At 72.0% G+C, this 14,081-nt stretch carries 11 protein-coding genes and 2 pseudogenes; 4 read left to right on the top strand and 9 right to left on the bottom strand.

The window, feature by feature from the left end; translation table 11 throughout:
- Positions 1–84 precede the first annotated feature (84 nt).
- Complete coding sequence (locus tag AC4IHM_RS31560) at positions 85–1,311, top strand: IS110 family RNA-guided transposase (RefSeq protein WP_490870379.1); 1,227 nt, start codon at positions 85–87, stop codon at positions 1,309–1,311.
- A 37-nt stretch (positions 1,312–1,348) separates the two neighbouring features.
- Here AC4IHM_RS31560 and AC4IHM_RS31565 read toward each other — a convergent pair whose 3' ends face one another.
- The 6 genes and pseudogenes from AC4IHM_RS31565 to AC4IHM_RS31590 all read right to left on the bottom strand — a co-directional run bounded on the left by AC4IHM_RS31565 (position 1,349) and on the right by AC4IHM_RS31590 (position 7,570).
- A complete protein-coding gene (locus AC4IHM_RS31565; protein ID WP_490870380.1) occupies positions 1,349–2,245 on the bottom strand; it encodes an ABC transporter ATP-binding protein in 897 nt (298 codons plus the stop codon).
- Entirely contained in the window at positions 2,245–3,132 is an 888-nt protein-coding gene (locus AC4IHM_RS31570) for an ABC transporter permease (protein WP_490870381.1), read from the bottom strand. The genes AC4IHM_RS31565 and AC4IHM_RS31570 overlap by 1 nt, the downstream gene beginning before the upstream one ends.
- A gap of 3 nt (positions 3,133–3,135) precedes the next feature.
- Positions 3,136–4,164, bottom strand: coding sequence for an ABC transporter permease (locus AC4IHM_RS31575; protein ID WP_490870382.1), 1,029 nt, complete (start codon positions 4,162–4,164; stop codon positions 3,136–3,138).
- Positions 4,161–5,733 (bottom strand): annotated as a pseudogene (locus AC4IHM_RS31580) (ABC transporter substrate-binding protein). Before AC4IHM_RS31580 ends, AC4IHM_RS31575 begins: the two are co-directional and overlap by 4 nt.
- 487 nt (positions 5,734–6,220) lie before the next feature.
- On the bottom strand, positions 6,221–7,138 hold the full coding sequence (locus AC4IHM_RS31585; RefSeq protein ID WP_490870383.1) for a DsbA family oxidoreductase: 918 nt from the start codon (positions 7,136–7,138) through the stop codon (positions 6,221–6,223).
- Positions 7,135–7,570: pseudogene (locus AC4IHM_RS31590) on the bottom strand (RrF2 family transcriptional regulator). Before AC4IHM_RS31590 ends, AC4IHM_RS31585 begins: the two are co-directional and overlap by 4 nt.
- 138 nt (positions 7,571–7,708) lie before the next feature.
- Between AC4IHM_RS31590 and AC4IHM_RS31595 the strand changes: the two are divergent.
- Entirely contained in the window at positions 7,709–8,215 is a 507-nt protein-coding gene (locus AC4IHM_RS31595) for a cupin domain-containing protein (RefSeq protein ID WP_490870384.1), read from the top strand.
- A gap of 32 nt (positions 8,216–8,247) precedes the next feature.
- On the opposite strand, the gene AC4IHM_RS31600 is transcribed toward AC4IHM_RS31595, so the two are convergent.
- The 3 genes from AC4IHM_RS31600 to otnK form a co-directional block, all read right to left on the bottom strand.
- Entirely contained in the window at positions 8,248–8,994 is a 747-nt protein-coding gene (locus AC4IHM_RS31600) for an esterase/lipase family protein (RefSeq protein ID WP_490870385.1), read from the bottom strand.
- A 100-nt stretch (positions 8,995–9,094) separates the two neighbouring features.
- Positions 9,095–9,748 carry a class II aldolase/adducin family protein gene (locus AC4IHM_RS31605; RefSeq protein ID WP_490870386.1) on the bottom strand — a complete coding sequence of 218 codons (654 nt, stop codon included), beginning with the start codon at positions 9,746–9,748 and terminating at the stop codon, positions 9,095–9,097.
- Complete coding sequence (gene otnK, locus AC4IHM_RS31610) at positions 9,745–11,028, bottom strand: 3-oxo-tetronate kinase (RefSeq protein WP_490870387.1); 1,284 nt, start codon at positions 11,026–11,028, stop codon at positions 9,745–9,747. The genes AC4IHM_RS31605 and otnK overlap by 4 nt, the downstream gene beginning before the upstream one ends.
- A gap of 217 nt (positions 11,029–11,245) precedes the next feature.
- On the opposite strand from otnK, the gene AC4IHM_RS31615 reads away from it, so the two are divergent.
- Both AC4IHM_RS31615 and AC4IHM_RS31620 read left to right on the top strand, forming a co-directional pair.
- Positions 11,246–12,658, top strand: a complete 1,413-nt coding sequence (locus AC4IHM_RS31615; RefSeq protein ID WP_490870388.1) for a homoserine dehydrogenase — start codon at positions 11,246–11,248, stop codon at positions 12,656–12,658.
- The gene (locus AC4IHM_RS31620; protein WP_490870389.1) at positions 12,655–14,013 is read left to right on the top strand and encodes a GntT/GntP/DsdX family permease; all 1,359 of its coding nucleotides are present in this window, start codon (positions 12,655–12,657) and stop codon (positions 14,011–14,013) included. Before AC4IHM_RS31615 ends, AC4IHM_RS31620 begins: the two co-directional genes overlap by 4 nt.
- The last annotated feature ends 68 nt before the right edge of the window (positions 14,014–14,081 follow it).

A 14,081-nucleotide genomic window follows, 5' to 3' on the forward strand; every position in this document is an offset into this window, starting at 1 on the left:
CCCCGCGACGACTCGGCCGCCAATTGGGATGCGCGAGGCAGATCGCTGTGTAAGGACACGTCGGCGAGGTCGTCTGCTGGGACCATGTACGACACGTCGGCGGAGGCTCACGTGCCCGAGATCTGGGCCGGTACGGATGCAGGTAAGGCCCATCACCACTGCGTGGTGATCGACTCCGAGGGGCGACGGCTGCTGTCGCGCCGGGTGGCCAACGACGAGGCCGAGCTGCTTCAGCTCATCGGCGATGTCCTGGACCTCAGCGAGGAGGTCACCTGGGCCATCGACCTGAACGCGGGCGGTGCCGCCCTGCTGATCGCGCTGTTGGTCAACCACGGTCAGCGGCTGCTCTACATCCCTGGCCGCACGGTCCACCACGCTTCCGGCTCCTACCGGGGTGACGGGAAGACCGATGCCAAGGACGCCTTCGTCATTGCCGACCAGGCCCGCATGCGCCGGGATCTGCACCCGCTGCAGACCGGCGACGAGGTCGCTGTCGACCTGCGGATCTTGACCGCCCGCCGCTACGACCTGGCCGCCGACCGCACCCGCGCGGTCAACCGGCTGCGCGCTCAACTGCTGGAGTACTTCCCCGCCTTGGAGCGGGCCTTCGACTACAGCAGGTCCAAGGCGGGACTCCTGCTCTTGACCGGCTGCCAGACGCCGGCCGCCCTTCGACGGACCGGCAAGAGCCGCCTGGCGACCTGGCTGAAGAACCGCAAGATCCGTGGGGCCGAGGGCGTCGCCGCCACGGCCATGGAAGCCGCCGAGGCCCAGTACACAGTCGTCCCCGGAGAGGAGCTGGCTGCCGCGATGGTGGTCAAGCTGGCGAGGGAGGTGATGGCCCTCGATGAGGAGATCGCCGAGACCGACCGGCTCATCGAGGGCCGGTTTCGCGAGCACCGCCACGCCGAAGTGATCACCAGCCTGCCCGGCATCGGTCCCCTCCTGGGTGCCGAGTTCATCGCGCTCACCGGCGGCGACATGGACGCCTTCGGCACCCCCGACCGCCTCGCCGGCGTCGCCGGCCTGGCTCCCGTGCCCAAGGACTCCGGACGCGTCAGCGGCAATCTGCACCGGCCTCGCCGCTACAGCCGGCGTCTGCTGCGGGTGTTCTACCTCTCGGCCCAGGTCGCCGCCCGCTGCTGCCCAGTTTCCAAGACGTTCTACGACCGCAAGAGGGCGGAAGGCAAAGGCCACAAGCAGGCCATTCTCGCCCTCGCCCGACGGCGCCTGAACGTGCTGTGGGCCCTTATACGTGACGGCCGGACGTTCATGGTGACCGCGCCTGAGCCCGAAGCCGCAGCGGCGTGACAGGCTCACAGCGAGTCACCAACTCCGCTTGACAACGTCATTGGGAATCCTCCTTCGGGGTGAGGAACTTCTCCAGGCCGTACTGCTCGTGCTCGCGTATCAGCAGCCGGGTGTACTCGTGCCGCGGCTCGTCGAGGACCGTGCGGGTCGGGCCCTGCTCGATGACCTCGCCCTGCCTCATCACCAGGACCTCGTCGCACAACTGGGCGACCACGGCCAGGTCGTGGGAGACGACGACGAGGGCGAGCCCGGCCCGCTCGCGCAGATCGGCGAGGAGGTCGAGGATCTCCGCCTGCACGGTGACGTCCAGCGCCGTGGTGGCCTCGTCGGCGATGAGGATCCGCGGGTCGGCGGCGATCGCCGCCGCGATCAGCACGCGCTGGAGCATGCCGCCGGACAGCTCGAAGGGGTACTGGTCGTACACCAGCTCCGGGTCCCGCAGATGCACCGCCCACAGCAGGCCGAGGACGCGCCGGCGTGCCTCGCGGCGGCGCAGGCCCTTCTTGACCCGGACGACCTCCGCGATCTGCGGGCCGATCCGCAGCGACGGGTTGAGATAGGAGGCCGGGTCCTGGAACACCGCGGCGATGGTGGCTCCGCGCAGCGCGGTCCACTGCGGGCCGGTCAGTACGGCGATGTCGGTGCCGTCGATCTCGATCGATCCGCCGGTGACCTCGAAGTGGGCCGGCAGGATGCCCAGGGCGGCGCGGCAGGTGAGGGTCTTGCCGCTGCCGGACTCGCCGACGATGCCGACGACCTTGCCCGGGGTGAGGTCGAAGCTGACGCCGTGGACGATCTCCCGGCCGTCGGTCCGGTCGCCGATGCGTACGTCGCGCAGGGACAGCAGCGGCACGGTCCGTTCGTCCGCGTCCGCGGGACCGGGTGCGCCGGCCGCCTCGGCCCCGGTGAGGAGCTTCTCGGAAACCGTCGTCATCACGCACCTCCGGCGGTGGCGGGTTCGGTTCGCTCGGGTCGGCCCGTGCGCGATCGGCGGCCCTTGAGCAGGGCGCGCCCCGACTCGCCCGAGACGTCGCGGATCGCGTCCGCGAGCAGGTTGCCGGCCCAGACGGTGACCATGATCAGCAGTGCGGGGGTGAGCGGGGCCCACGGCCGGTGGCTGAGGTAGCCGAGGTCGGAGGCCAGCAGACCGCCCCAGGTCGGCTCGGGGGGCTGGACCCCGATGCCGAGGAAGGTCAGGCTGGAGACGATGACGAAGCCGACGCCGATGGTCTGCGCGAAGGCCACCGCGATCGGCGGCAGCACCTTGGCCCACACATGGCGGCGCACCACCCAGCCGACGGACGCGCCGGAGATCAGCGCGGCCTCGACGTACTGCGAGCGCGCCACCGCCAGCGTGGCGGCGCGGGACACCCGGTAGAACAGGGGCGACACCAGCACCCCGGTCACGAGCATCGCCTGCGTGAGCCCGTTGCCGAGCAGGGCGATCACCGCGACGGCGAACAGCAGGAACGGCAGGGCCACGAGCGTGTCGGCCAGCCGCAGGGTGATCCACTCGAAGACCCGGCCGAGGTACACCGACAGGATCCCGGGGACCGCGCCGACGGCCAGGGCCGTGAGCGCGACCTCCAGTGCCCCGAGCACACTGACCCGGGAGCCGTCGAGCAGCCGGCTCAGCACGTCCCGGCCGAGGTAGTCGGTGCCCAGCCAGTGGCTGGCGGACGCGGCGGCCAGGGTGTTGTCGCTGGTGGCCAGCGGATTGTGCGGAGCGAGCAGCGGTCCGAGGATCGCGAGCAGCGCGACCAGGGTCAGGATCACGACGGCGATGCGGCCGGAGGTGAGGGAGAGAACGCGACGCACCATTTTTCACACCCCCCGCTGGGACGCCGGCGTCACGCGGGCCAGCACCAGGTTGACGACCAGATTGAAGGCGACGACCAGCGCGATCGACACCACGAGCACGCCCTGCACGGCCGGTACGTCGCCGGCCTGCGCGGAGTCGTTGGCGAACCGGCCGAAGCCCTGCAGACCGAAGATCCACTCCGTGACCACGGAAGCACCCACCAGGGCGGGGAACTTCAGGCCCAGCGTGGCGAGCGTCGGCCCGAGACCGTTGCGCAGCACATGGACGAGGAAGATCCGCCGGGGGCTCAGCCCTCGTACGACGGCACCGGTCACGTAGTTCTCCCCGTAGGCGGCGACGAGACTGGAGCGCAACTGCCGGGCCACGTCGGCGATGACGTCGAAGCTCAGCGCCAGCGCCGGCAGGGTGATGTGCGCGAGCCACGGGCCGAACCCCTGCCCCGCCGGGACGTATCCGGCGGAGGGGAACAGATGCAGTTGGACGGCGAGGACGGCGACGAGCACGATGCCGACCACGAAGGCGGGCATCACCGAGATCACCGTGACGAAGCCGGTGATCGCGCGGTCGACCCAGGTGGTGCGGCGCAGCGCCGCGAGGGTGCCGAGGGCGAAGCCCACGACCACCCCGATGACCAGCGCGAACGTCGCGACGGACAGGCTCACCCCGAGGCCGAGGCCGATGAGGGTGGAGATGTCGGCGCCGTTGGTCCAGCTCGCGCCGAGCTGTCCGTGCAGCACACCGCCGATCCAGTCGCCGTACTGGACCAGGAAGGGCCGGTCGAGGCCCCACTGCGCCTCGACCCTGGCGATGGCCTCGGGGGTGGCCTCCTCGCCCAACTGGATGCGGGCCGGGCTCAGCCCGCTCAGCGACCGCAGCGCGAACGTCACGAACGTCGCGACCAGGAACACGGGCACGAAGATCGCGACCGACCTGGCCAGGGTGAGCAGGACGCGGCCGAGCGCGTGCCGCGCCCTGATGGCGGCGACGGGGCGGCTCGGGGCGGGAGCCGCCGGAGCCTCGGTCGTCGTCACGGGGTCGCCCCCTTGCCGCCGATGGTCACGCCGGTCCAGTCGATGTGGGCGGGGTTCTTCGGCAGGTCGGAGATGGACTTGCTCTTGGCGATGAGGTTGGGCGAGGAGTACGTGAAGACCAGGGCCTTGCTCTGCAGGCCGGCCCGGGTCGCCGCCTGGAGCACCTCGGGGTACTCGGCCGAGTCCAGCGGGGTCTGCCGGACCTTGGCGACGGCCGCCTCGAAGCCGGCCGGCTCGTAGGGGGTGCTGAGGTTCAGCGGGCCGTCGGGTCCGAAGTGGGCGGTCAGGGTCTGGGCCGCCGAGTCCCGGCCGGTGGTGCCGTAGAGCGAGAAGGTGAGGTTCTTGGCGAAGAACGGCGTGGCCCAGTTCTTGTCGATCTTGATGGTGACGGTGATGCCCACCTTGGCCAGCTGGGACTGGACGATCTCCGCCTGGGGGTCCTCGGACGGGATGACCAGGTCGAGCTTGATGTCCCCGGCCTTGTGCCCCGCCTGGGCGAGGAGCTTCTTCGACTTCGCCGGGTCGTAGGGATAGGCGTTCTCGGACTTCGGATCGTAGGCCACATATCCCTTGGGGAAGGGCTGGTTGGTCGCCTCGCCGTAGCCGAAGGTCAGTTTGTCGACGAACTCCTGCCGGTTGATCGCGTACCGCACGGCGTCGACGACCCTGTCGTCGTCGAACGGCGCCTTGTTGACGTTCAGGCTGATGTTGGAGGCGTTGAACCCGGGCTGCACGAAGACGTTGAGGCCGGCCTTCTTGGCGGCGTCCGCCTGACTGGGGTCGATGTCGGCGAAGTTGTACACGCCGGTCTGCAGACCGGAGACGACCGTGGACGCGTCGGGCGCCGAGGTCAGTTCGACGTTGTCGATGTGGATGTTCTTCGCGTCCCAGTAGTCGGGGTTCTTCTTCAGGACCGCCTTGGTGCCGGGGATGAGCTGGGTGACGGTGAAGGGACCGGCGCCCACCGGGTTCTGGTCCAGCTTCTCGGGTGCCGAGGCCGCCTTGGGACTGGCGATCTGCAGCACGCGCTGGCCGAGCAACTGCGGTATCTGGTAGTCGACTTGATTGAGGTGGATGACCGCGTCCAGCCCGTTCGCGTCCACCGACTCGATCGAACGTCAGGTCGCCGAAGAGCGCCGAGTTCTTCTGCTTCTGGGCCCGCTCCACGGCGGCCTTGACCGCGGTGCCGTCCACGGGCTCGCCGTCGCTGAACTTCAGTCCGGAGCGCAGGTGAAAGGTGATCTCGTCGCCCCTGTCGTTGTACTCCCAGCTCTCGGCCAGGTCGGGCACGGCCTTGCCGGTGGTGTCGGTGCGGGTCAACGAGGCGTATACGAGGGAGAGTTCGCGGAACTGGGCACCACTGCCGCCGACCACCGGGTCCCAGTGGGTGGGGAAGTAGGTCGAGGTCCACTTCAGGGTGGCGTCGCCGTTCGCGGAGGCCGCGTCACCGCCGCACGCGCTGAGGGCGGGGACGAGCACGGTGGCGAGGGCGGCGCCGAGTGCGGTGGCACGCAGGCGGCCGGATCGGCGGTGCGGTCCGGGGCGGCGGGGCGTGAGTCGTCCGGGCATCTCATACTTTCTGTGACGGTCCCCGGGCCGGGTCCGGGCAGCCGGAACGGCGACGGGGCAGGGGGTGGTCGCCCGACCGCGCCTGACGCCGGTTCGGACGTGCCGGGACATGCCGGGCCGGCGAGGGCTCGGTGCTCGTCGGGCACGCCGCGATCAGCGCGCGTGGGCGTCGGTGGCTGCGCGGAGGCGGACCGGGCGGGGAAGGAGAACAGGCGGGGAGGCGAGGGGCGCGGGCGGCAAACGCGGCTCGGCCGAGCGGCGGGCGGCCGGGGCTGACCGGAGGGTCGGGCGCCGACGGGCCATGGGCGGCGGTCGGTCAGCGACAGAGAGCGCTACAGGTGCGCCGCAGGTCCACGTAGCGGCACACCACGGCGGGGTGCGTCGTGAGCATGGTGCACATCCTGGGGCCAGTCATGAGCGCCTGTCAATGGACACCAATTGGTGTCTCATTCGGCGGGACGGGCTCTGACCGCAGATCAGAGCCCTGTCACGGTGCGGCCGGGGCACCTGGGCGGGTCGCCGGATGGGTCGCGGCCTCCTTTGGATCCAGCCACACGGGGCCGTTGCCGGTCTCCACCCGGACCGCCCGCGCCGGGGGCCCCGGTCCGTCCGTCAGCACCCCCAACTCCGGGTCGGTCAGGCTCCCGTAGCGCACCAGCGCGTCGTCCGGCGAGGGGCGGACGGGCTCGCGCAACAGGCCGGGACACACCTCCCGCACCGCGGCCTCGTACGCCGCGTAGGGGCGCCGCCCCGGGACCACCCGGTAGCCGCCCGGCGCCCGCACCAGCACGGTCGGCAGGGCGTAGCGGTACGCGCCGTCCGCCGTCTCCTTCGCGGCGCCGGGATGCGGAGAGCCGCCCGGCACGGACCGCGCCTCGGGGACGGGCCGGCGCGCCTCGGCCCGGTCGGCGCCGACCCGCTCCCGCACGGCACCGGACAACGCGTCGGCGGACAGCCTGGCCAGGTCCAGGCCCGGTGTGCCGCGTACCGCGGACAGAGCCAGCTCATGGGTGTCGGCCGGTTCCCCGAGCACGAAGACCGTCTCCCGCAGCCGGCGCAGCACGCGGTCGGCGACATCCGCGCCCTGGAGTTCGGCGGCCTTGGCGACGAGCGAGGCGGGCCACGAACTGGCCGCCACCCGGCTCAGCCGCGCCGCCCGCGGGGCGCCGGTGTGGCCGGCGATCTCCTCGACGTACCCCGCGTACCAGGCGGTCTCCGCCGCCGGATCGGGCGGCGGGTCGTCGTCCTCGTCGAACAGGATGCAGTACACGCGACGGGGCCGGACCCCGTCGGGCAGGGCGGCGCGCAGCCTGCGGAACTCGGGTTCCGAGCCCCACGCCCAGGGACACAGCGGATCGGTGTACTCCACCACCTCCACCGGGGACCGGCGCGGCGCCGCCGTCACGCGGCGCCCTTGTGGGACAGCCCCTCGCCCACCGGTACGGGCAGCAGCGAGGCCACGGTCACCCCGCCCAGGACGGATGCCGCGTCCGCCTCGATCCGGCGCCACACGTCGGGCAGTCCCGACGCGGCACCGGGATAGTCCAGCGCGGCCGGGCTCTGGCCGCGCAGGGTGATCAACTCGCCGTCGACGATGCGCGAGAACGTCCAGCAAAGTGATGTCCTCGGCGGGCCGGCCGAGCCAGTAGCCGCCCTCGCAGCCGCGCTGGCTGCGGACCAGACCGGCCTTGCGCAGCTCGCTCACGACGGACTTCAGGAAGCGGAACGGAATCTGCTGCGAGGAGGCGATGGCCTCGCAGGTCAGCGGACGGGTGGGTTCAAGGGCGAGCTCCAGAAGGGCCCGCGTGGCGTAGTCCGCCTTCGCGGAGATATGCATGCGCCCATGATGCCCGACAGGAGGGCCCGCAGGAGGGTCTCCACCGCTTTCCCTCTTCCGTTGCGGGAACATTGCCGCAGGTGAAGGGCAATGGACACCTCTTGACATCTTTTCCCGCGCTCTTCTAGCGTCCCGCCCATGAGCGAGCCGTTGACAGCCCCCGGTGAAGGCTTCCATCCCCACCTCCACGACGCCCCCGGGCACCCGGTCACCCCCCTGCGCACCCGTCTGCACCACATCCGTGCCGACTCCCTGGACGGCGACACGGCGCAGACCGGCGGCATGCGCAGGTTCGCCGCCGTCAGCGGACGGGCGGTGGGCTCCGAGAAGCTGTGGATGGGCCAGACCCACGTCGCCCCCGCGACCTCCTCCTCCGACCACCACCACGGCGAGTCGGAGACCGCCATCTACGTGGTCAGCGGGCACCCCGAGTTCGTCTTCCTGGACGACTCGGGGGACCGCCCGCAGGAGGTGCGGCTGCGCACCTCGCCCGGCGACTACATCTTCGTCCCCCCGTTCGTCCCGCACCGCGAGGAGAACCCCGACCCCGCCGACGAGGCGGTGGTCGTCATCGCCCGCAGCACCCAGGAGGCCATCGTGGTGAACCTCCCGCGGCTGTACGCGCTCCCGGCCCAGGAGGCCTGACGGCGCGGGAGCGCGTTTGCCGGCGCGGTGGGTCAGGAGGCGACGAAGCGGGCGACCTGCCCCAGCACGACCGTGTCCGCCAGATAGCCGAGGTGGGTCTGGCAGAGCACGTTGTTGTTGGTCGCGCCGTCCAGCCGGGTGCTGGTGTAGGGCAGGATGATGCCGTCGCACGCCGAGTACCAGGTGGCGTACCTGGTACTGCCCGGCGTCTCGTCCCCCGCGGTGATCTCGGAGATGAACGAGGAGCCCGGGTACATCTGCCGGCAGGTCTCGTAGATCAGACAGGCGCCGGCGTACGTGGTCCCGTGGTTGGCGCCGGCGACCGAGGCGAGGTGGCTGACGCTGGTGTTGCCGCCCAGCACCTTCAGGTAGTACTGACTGACGAGGCCGCCCATCGAGTGGTTGACGAGGGCGACCTGGGCCGCCCCGGTCCGCGCCTTCACGGTGTCCACGAAGGTCGCGAGGCCCCGGGCGTTGGTGATGTTGTCGCCGTACGAGTTGTACTCGTAGGTGAACAGGTTGGAGTTGGACCAGCCGTTGAGCCGGAAGACGCTCAGGGCGGTGACCCAGTTGGACGCGCTGCCCGCGTACCCGTGGACGAAGACGACCGGTGTACTGGTCGACAGGGGCCGGGCGGCCGGGTCGGCGGATCGCGCGGCGGCGGCCGGGGCGGCGCCGGGCGTGGCCGCGCCGGCCGTCGACGCTGGGGAGAAGAGGCCGAACGCGACCGCGGCGGCCGCGACAACACCGAGAAGCCGGCGTGGGGAACGACGACGCATGGAGCCCTCCTGGCGAGGATTCGGGGTGCCTGACCCGACCAGCGTCGTGGCGCGCGGCACCGGCGCCATCGGCAGAATCACCAGGCACGCGGAGCCCGCCTCACGCCGAGGAGGGCGCCGCCTGCCAGTGGGTGCCGTACTTGTGGGCCAGCGCGACGGCCTCGGACATCGTGAGCAGGCGCACGGGCTGGTCGCCCAGCAGCAGGTGCAGCGCGGAGGTCTCCTCCACCTCGACCGCGGCCTCGGTCGCCGCGCGCAGGGAGGCGCCCGCGACGACCGGTCCGTGGTTTTGCAGGAGCGCGGCGTGGCAGGGGAAGCCGAGCCGTTCCAGGTCGGCGGCCTGGGCGGGGTCGCCGGGCGGCGCGTAGGGCAGGAGCGGTATCTGCCCCACCCGCATGACGAAGTACGGCGTCAGCGGGGGCAGCGCGCTGTGCTCGGACCAGGGGGTGCGGCAGGAGGCCGCGGCGGCGTGCCGGGAGTGCAGGTGGACGACGGCCCGGGTCGTCTGCTCGCGCCGGTAGAAGGCCAGGTGGAGGGGGTACTCCTTGGACGGCGTCGGTCCGTCGAGGTGGTTGCCGTCCAGGTCGAGCACCGACAGGCCGCCGGGGTCGAGCGCGGCCATGTCGGTGCCGGTCGGCGTGATGAGGACGCGGTCGCCGTCGCGGGCGCTGATGTTGCCCGACGAGCCGGGGCTCAGCCCGAGCCCGGCCAGATGGGCCGCCGCCGCGACGAGTTCGTGTGCGAGGGCGGTCATGCCAGCTGCTCCCATGCCTGAGTGAAGATGTCCGTGCCGCCGAAGTTGCCCGACTTGAGGGCGAGGTCCACGGTGTGGGGGGTGCCGGCCGGGCGCACCTCGGCGCGGGCCCAGGTGACGCCCGGGGCGATGGGCGCCCCGATGGCCAGCGTGCGGGCGCGCAGCGCCGTGACGACGGCACCCGAGGTCTCTCCGCCGGCCACCAGCAGCCGCCGCGCCCCGGCGGTGACGAGGACGGTCGCACAGGCGGCCAGGGCCCGCTCCACCAGGGACGAGGGCGGCTCGGCGGCGGGCGGGGTGTCGGTCTCCACGTCCTCGGGCGCGGCGACCGCGTAGATCAGGGGAGGCCGGCCAGGGTCGGCCTCCCACTGCTCACGCACGAACGCGGTCAGGTCGGCCACGGCGGCGTCGAAGTCGGCGCGCAGCCGGGCCAGATCGAGCCGCCGGTGCGGCAGCCGGCCGACGGCGTGGGCCACCTGGGCACGGGTGGCGGCGGAGGCGCTGCCCGCCAGGACCACCCCCGGATCCCGTGGCCGGGACGCGGGCCGGGCACGGGCCTGGTCGGGATGCGGGCCGGTCAGTCCGAGGGCGAGTCCGGCGGCGCCGGTCACCAGGCCGAACCCCTCGGTGGCGGCGGCGACGGTCCGCAGGTCCTCGTCGTCGACGGCGTCCACGACGGTGAGGGCGTCGGCGTGGGCCGGGTCGTCCAGGGCCGCGCGCAGGGCGTCGGCGCCGGCCCTGACCGTGTCCAGGCCGACGCGCGTGACCGGGTGGCCGGTCTGGGGCCGCAGCAGCCGGTCGACGCGGGAGTCCAGCATCGGGGTGAGGGGGTGGTGGCGCATGGGGCTCTCGTCGAGCAGGTCGTCGTGGACGAACAGCCGCCCCCGGTACACCGTGCGACCCGTCGCCGGGAAGGAGGGCACCACCACCGTGCGCCGCTCGCCGATCCCGTCGAGCAGGGCGTCGGTCACCGGCCCGATGTTGCCGCGGGGCGTGGAGTCGAACGTCGAGCAGTACTTGAAGTAGAAGCGCTCGCACCCGATCGCGCGAAGGGCGTCCAGTGCCCGGCGCGAGGCCTCCACCGCCTCCGTGACGGGCGCGGTTCTCGACTTGAGGGCCACGACGACGGCGTCCGCGTCGGCCGTCGGGCCGGGCCCGCCCGGGGACGCGACCGCGTCGGGACCGATGGCGACCACGGTCCGGAATCCGCGGGCCACCAGCATGGTCGCAAGATCGGTCGCGCCGGTGAAGTCGTCTGCGATGGCCCCGAGGGTCGGCATCAGGTGCTCCTGCCTTGGTGTCCGGGTTCTGGTGCGGCCGACGGCCACCCGTGATGATCTGTGAAATTATGTTACCAGACTTTACGCAGATGGGATCTGGTGATACACGTTGTTCATCCGCTGCTTCTAGAACGCGCGTCCCACAGGACTCCGTCGCCCCCACCGACCGCGCGAGAAGCCTTTGTCACTGCCTTGCGCGCTCACTCAGGAGGGCCTCATGAATCTGCATCACCTGTTCGCCGACAGCGGCGGCCGGACGGTGCGCTACGCACTGACCGGAGCCGGCGGCGGATTCGCGCGCACCCTCCTCGCCCAGACCCGCCGGCTGCCCGGCCTCGTGCCGGCCGTCCTGTGCGACCGCGACCTGCCGCGGCTGCGCGCGGTGCTCGGGGAGCTGGGCTACCCGGACGATCTGCCGGCCGAGTGCCACGACGCCGCCGGCGTGGCCGAGACCGTCGCGCGGGGCGGCATCGCCCTCGTCGCCGACGCGGCCCTGCTGACCGCGGCCCCCTGGGACATCCTGGTGGAGGCGACGGGCAGCCCGGCGGACGGGTTCGCCATGGCCGAGCACGCCCTTGCCTGCGGCCGGCACGTGGCCATGGTCAGCAAGGAGGTGGACTCCGTCGCCGGACTCCACCTCGCGGAACTCGCGGCTGCCCAGAACCTCGTCTACACCACCGCCGACGGCGACCAGCCCGCCAACCTCATCGGCCTGGTGACCTGGGCGGAACTGCTCGGCCTCGATGTCGTGGCGATCGGCAAGTCCACCGAGTACGACCTCGTGCTCGACCCCGCGGCCGGCACCGTGACGCAGCTGGACACCACGGTGCCCGCGCCCGCGCTCACCGGTCTGCTCGAACTCGGCGACGACGTGCGCGCCACCCTCGACGCACGCGCCGCCGCCGTGGCCGCCCTGCCCACCGGCGCCACCGCCGACTACTGCGAGATGGCCGTCGTCGCCAACAACACGGGCTTCCGGCCGGACACCGAGCGCCTGCACTACCCCGTGGCCCGCATCGCCGAACTCGCCAACGTCTACCGTCCCCGCGAGGACGGCGGCGTACTGAACCGCACCGGAGCGGTGGACGTCTTCAGCGCGCTGCGGCTGCCCGGCGAGGCGTCGTTCGCCGGCGGCGTCTTCGTGGTCGTACGCACCGACGACCCGGTGACCTGGGAGACGCTGCGGGAGAAGGGCCACGTCCTCAGCGCGGACGGCCGGTACGCCGCGATCTACCTGCCCTACCACCTCATGGGCGTGGAGACCCCGGTGAGCCTGCTGTCGGCGGTGCTGCACCACCGCCCCTCGGGCGGCACCGACCCCCGCTCGTACGCCGTACTCGCCGGGCGCGCCCGCACCGGCCTGGCCGCCGGAACCGTCCTCGCGATGGGCGGCCACCACCACGACGTCACGGGCGTCCAGGCCGTCCTGCTGCGCGGCGAGGAGGCACCCGAGGACATCGCCCCCCTCTACCTCGCCGCCCACGCCACGCTCGCCCGGCCGGTGGCCGCCGGTGAGCCGATCCTGGTCGCAGACCTGGCCGACCCCGACCCCGGCCTGCTGCGCGCCTGGCGAGCCGGACGCGCCTCGCGCGGCTGCCCCGACGGCGCGGAAGGGAACGCCGCGTCATGAGCACCGACCTCCAGCACCTCCTCCTCGGGGTCGCGGCCGTCGTCGTACTGGTCCTGCTGATCACCAGAGCCAAGCTGCACCCCTTCCTCGCGCTCGCCCTGTCCGCCCTCGGTCTCGGCGTCGCGGCGGGCATCGCCCCGGTGCGCGCGGTCCAGGCCTTCCAGGGCGGCTTCGGCGACACCCTGGCGGGCAGTGGTCCGACCATCGGCCTCGGCACCCTGCTGGGCGGCATACTGCTCGGTTCGGGCGGCGCCGACCGCATCGCCACCGTGTTCATCGGGTCCCGGCCCGTGCAGTGGATCCCCGCGGCCATCACCGCCGCGGCACTGCTGATCGGCATGCCCCACCTGTTCGACGTCAGCTTCGTCATGCTGGTGCCGCTCGTGTACACCGTCGCCAAGCGCAGCAACACCCATCTGCTGTGGGTGGGCCTGCCGATGGCGGCCGGCCTGTACGTCTCGCACGGCCTGCTGCCTCCCCACCCCTCGCCGACCCTGGCCGTCTCCGCGTACGGCGCCAACACCGGCCTGACCATCCTGTGGGGCCTGATCATCGGCATCCCGATGGCCGTCCTCACCGGCCCGGTGCTCACCCGGCTCATCAGCCGCTGGTTCGGACCGGCGCCCGACCTGGACCGCGGCCCCGTCCAGACCGCAACGGCCGAGCCCGAGCACCGCCGCAAGCCGGCCTCCTTCACCCTCGCGCTCATCACCGTGCTCATGCCGCCGGTGCTGATGCTCATCGGCACGCTCGGCACGGCCAACACGGCCAAGGGCACGCTGCCTTACCAGTTCTTCGACGCCTGCAACTCGTCCGTGCTGTCCCTGCTGGCGGCCGTGGTCTTCGCCTTCTTCGCCCTCGGCGTGCGGTCCGGCTTCGGCCTCGGCCAGCTCCAGAAGATGGCGTCCAAGGGACTCGCCCCGGTCGGCGCGATCATCCTGATCCTGGGCGCGGGCGGCGGATTCAAGGCCATGCTGACGGAGACGGGGATCGACCAGCTCATCTCCGACTACGCGGTGAACTGGGCGATACCCCCGCTGCTGCTGGGCTGGCTCGTCGCCGCCCTGCTCCGGGTCTGCCTGGGATCGGCCACCGTGGCGACCGCCGCGGCGACCGCCATCGTGGCGCCCCTGCTCAGTGCCTCGCCCAGCACCTCGCCGGAGCTGATGGTGCTGGCCACCGCCTCGGGCGCGGTGATGCTCTCCCACGTGAACGACTCCGGGTTCTGGCTCTTCAAGGAGTACTTCCAGCTGTCGGTGGCGCAGACCTTCCGCACCTGGACCCTGATGCTGTCCCTCCAGTCACTCCTCAGCCTCGGCGGCGTGATGCTGCTCAGCACGGTCGTGCACGCCTGACGGCACATGCCGGTGACGGTCCCGGGACCGTCACCGGCATGATCATCGGCTAACGTCATCACGGTCGA

The organism is Streptomyces sp. SL06 (assembly GCF_058244745.1).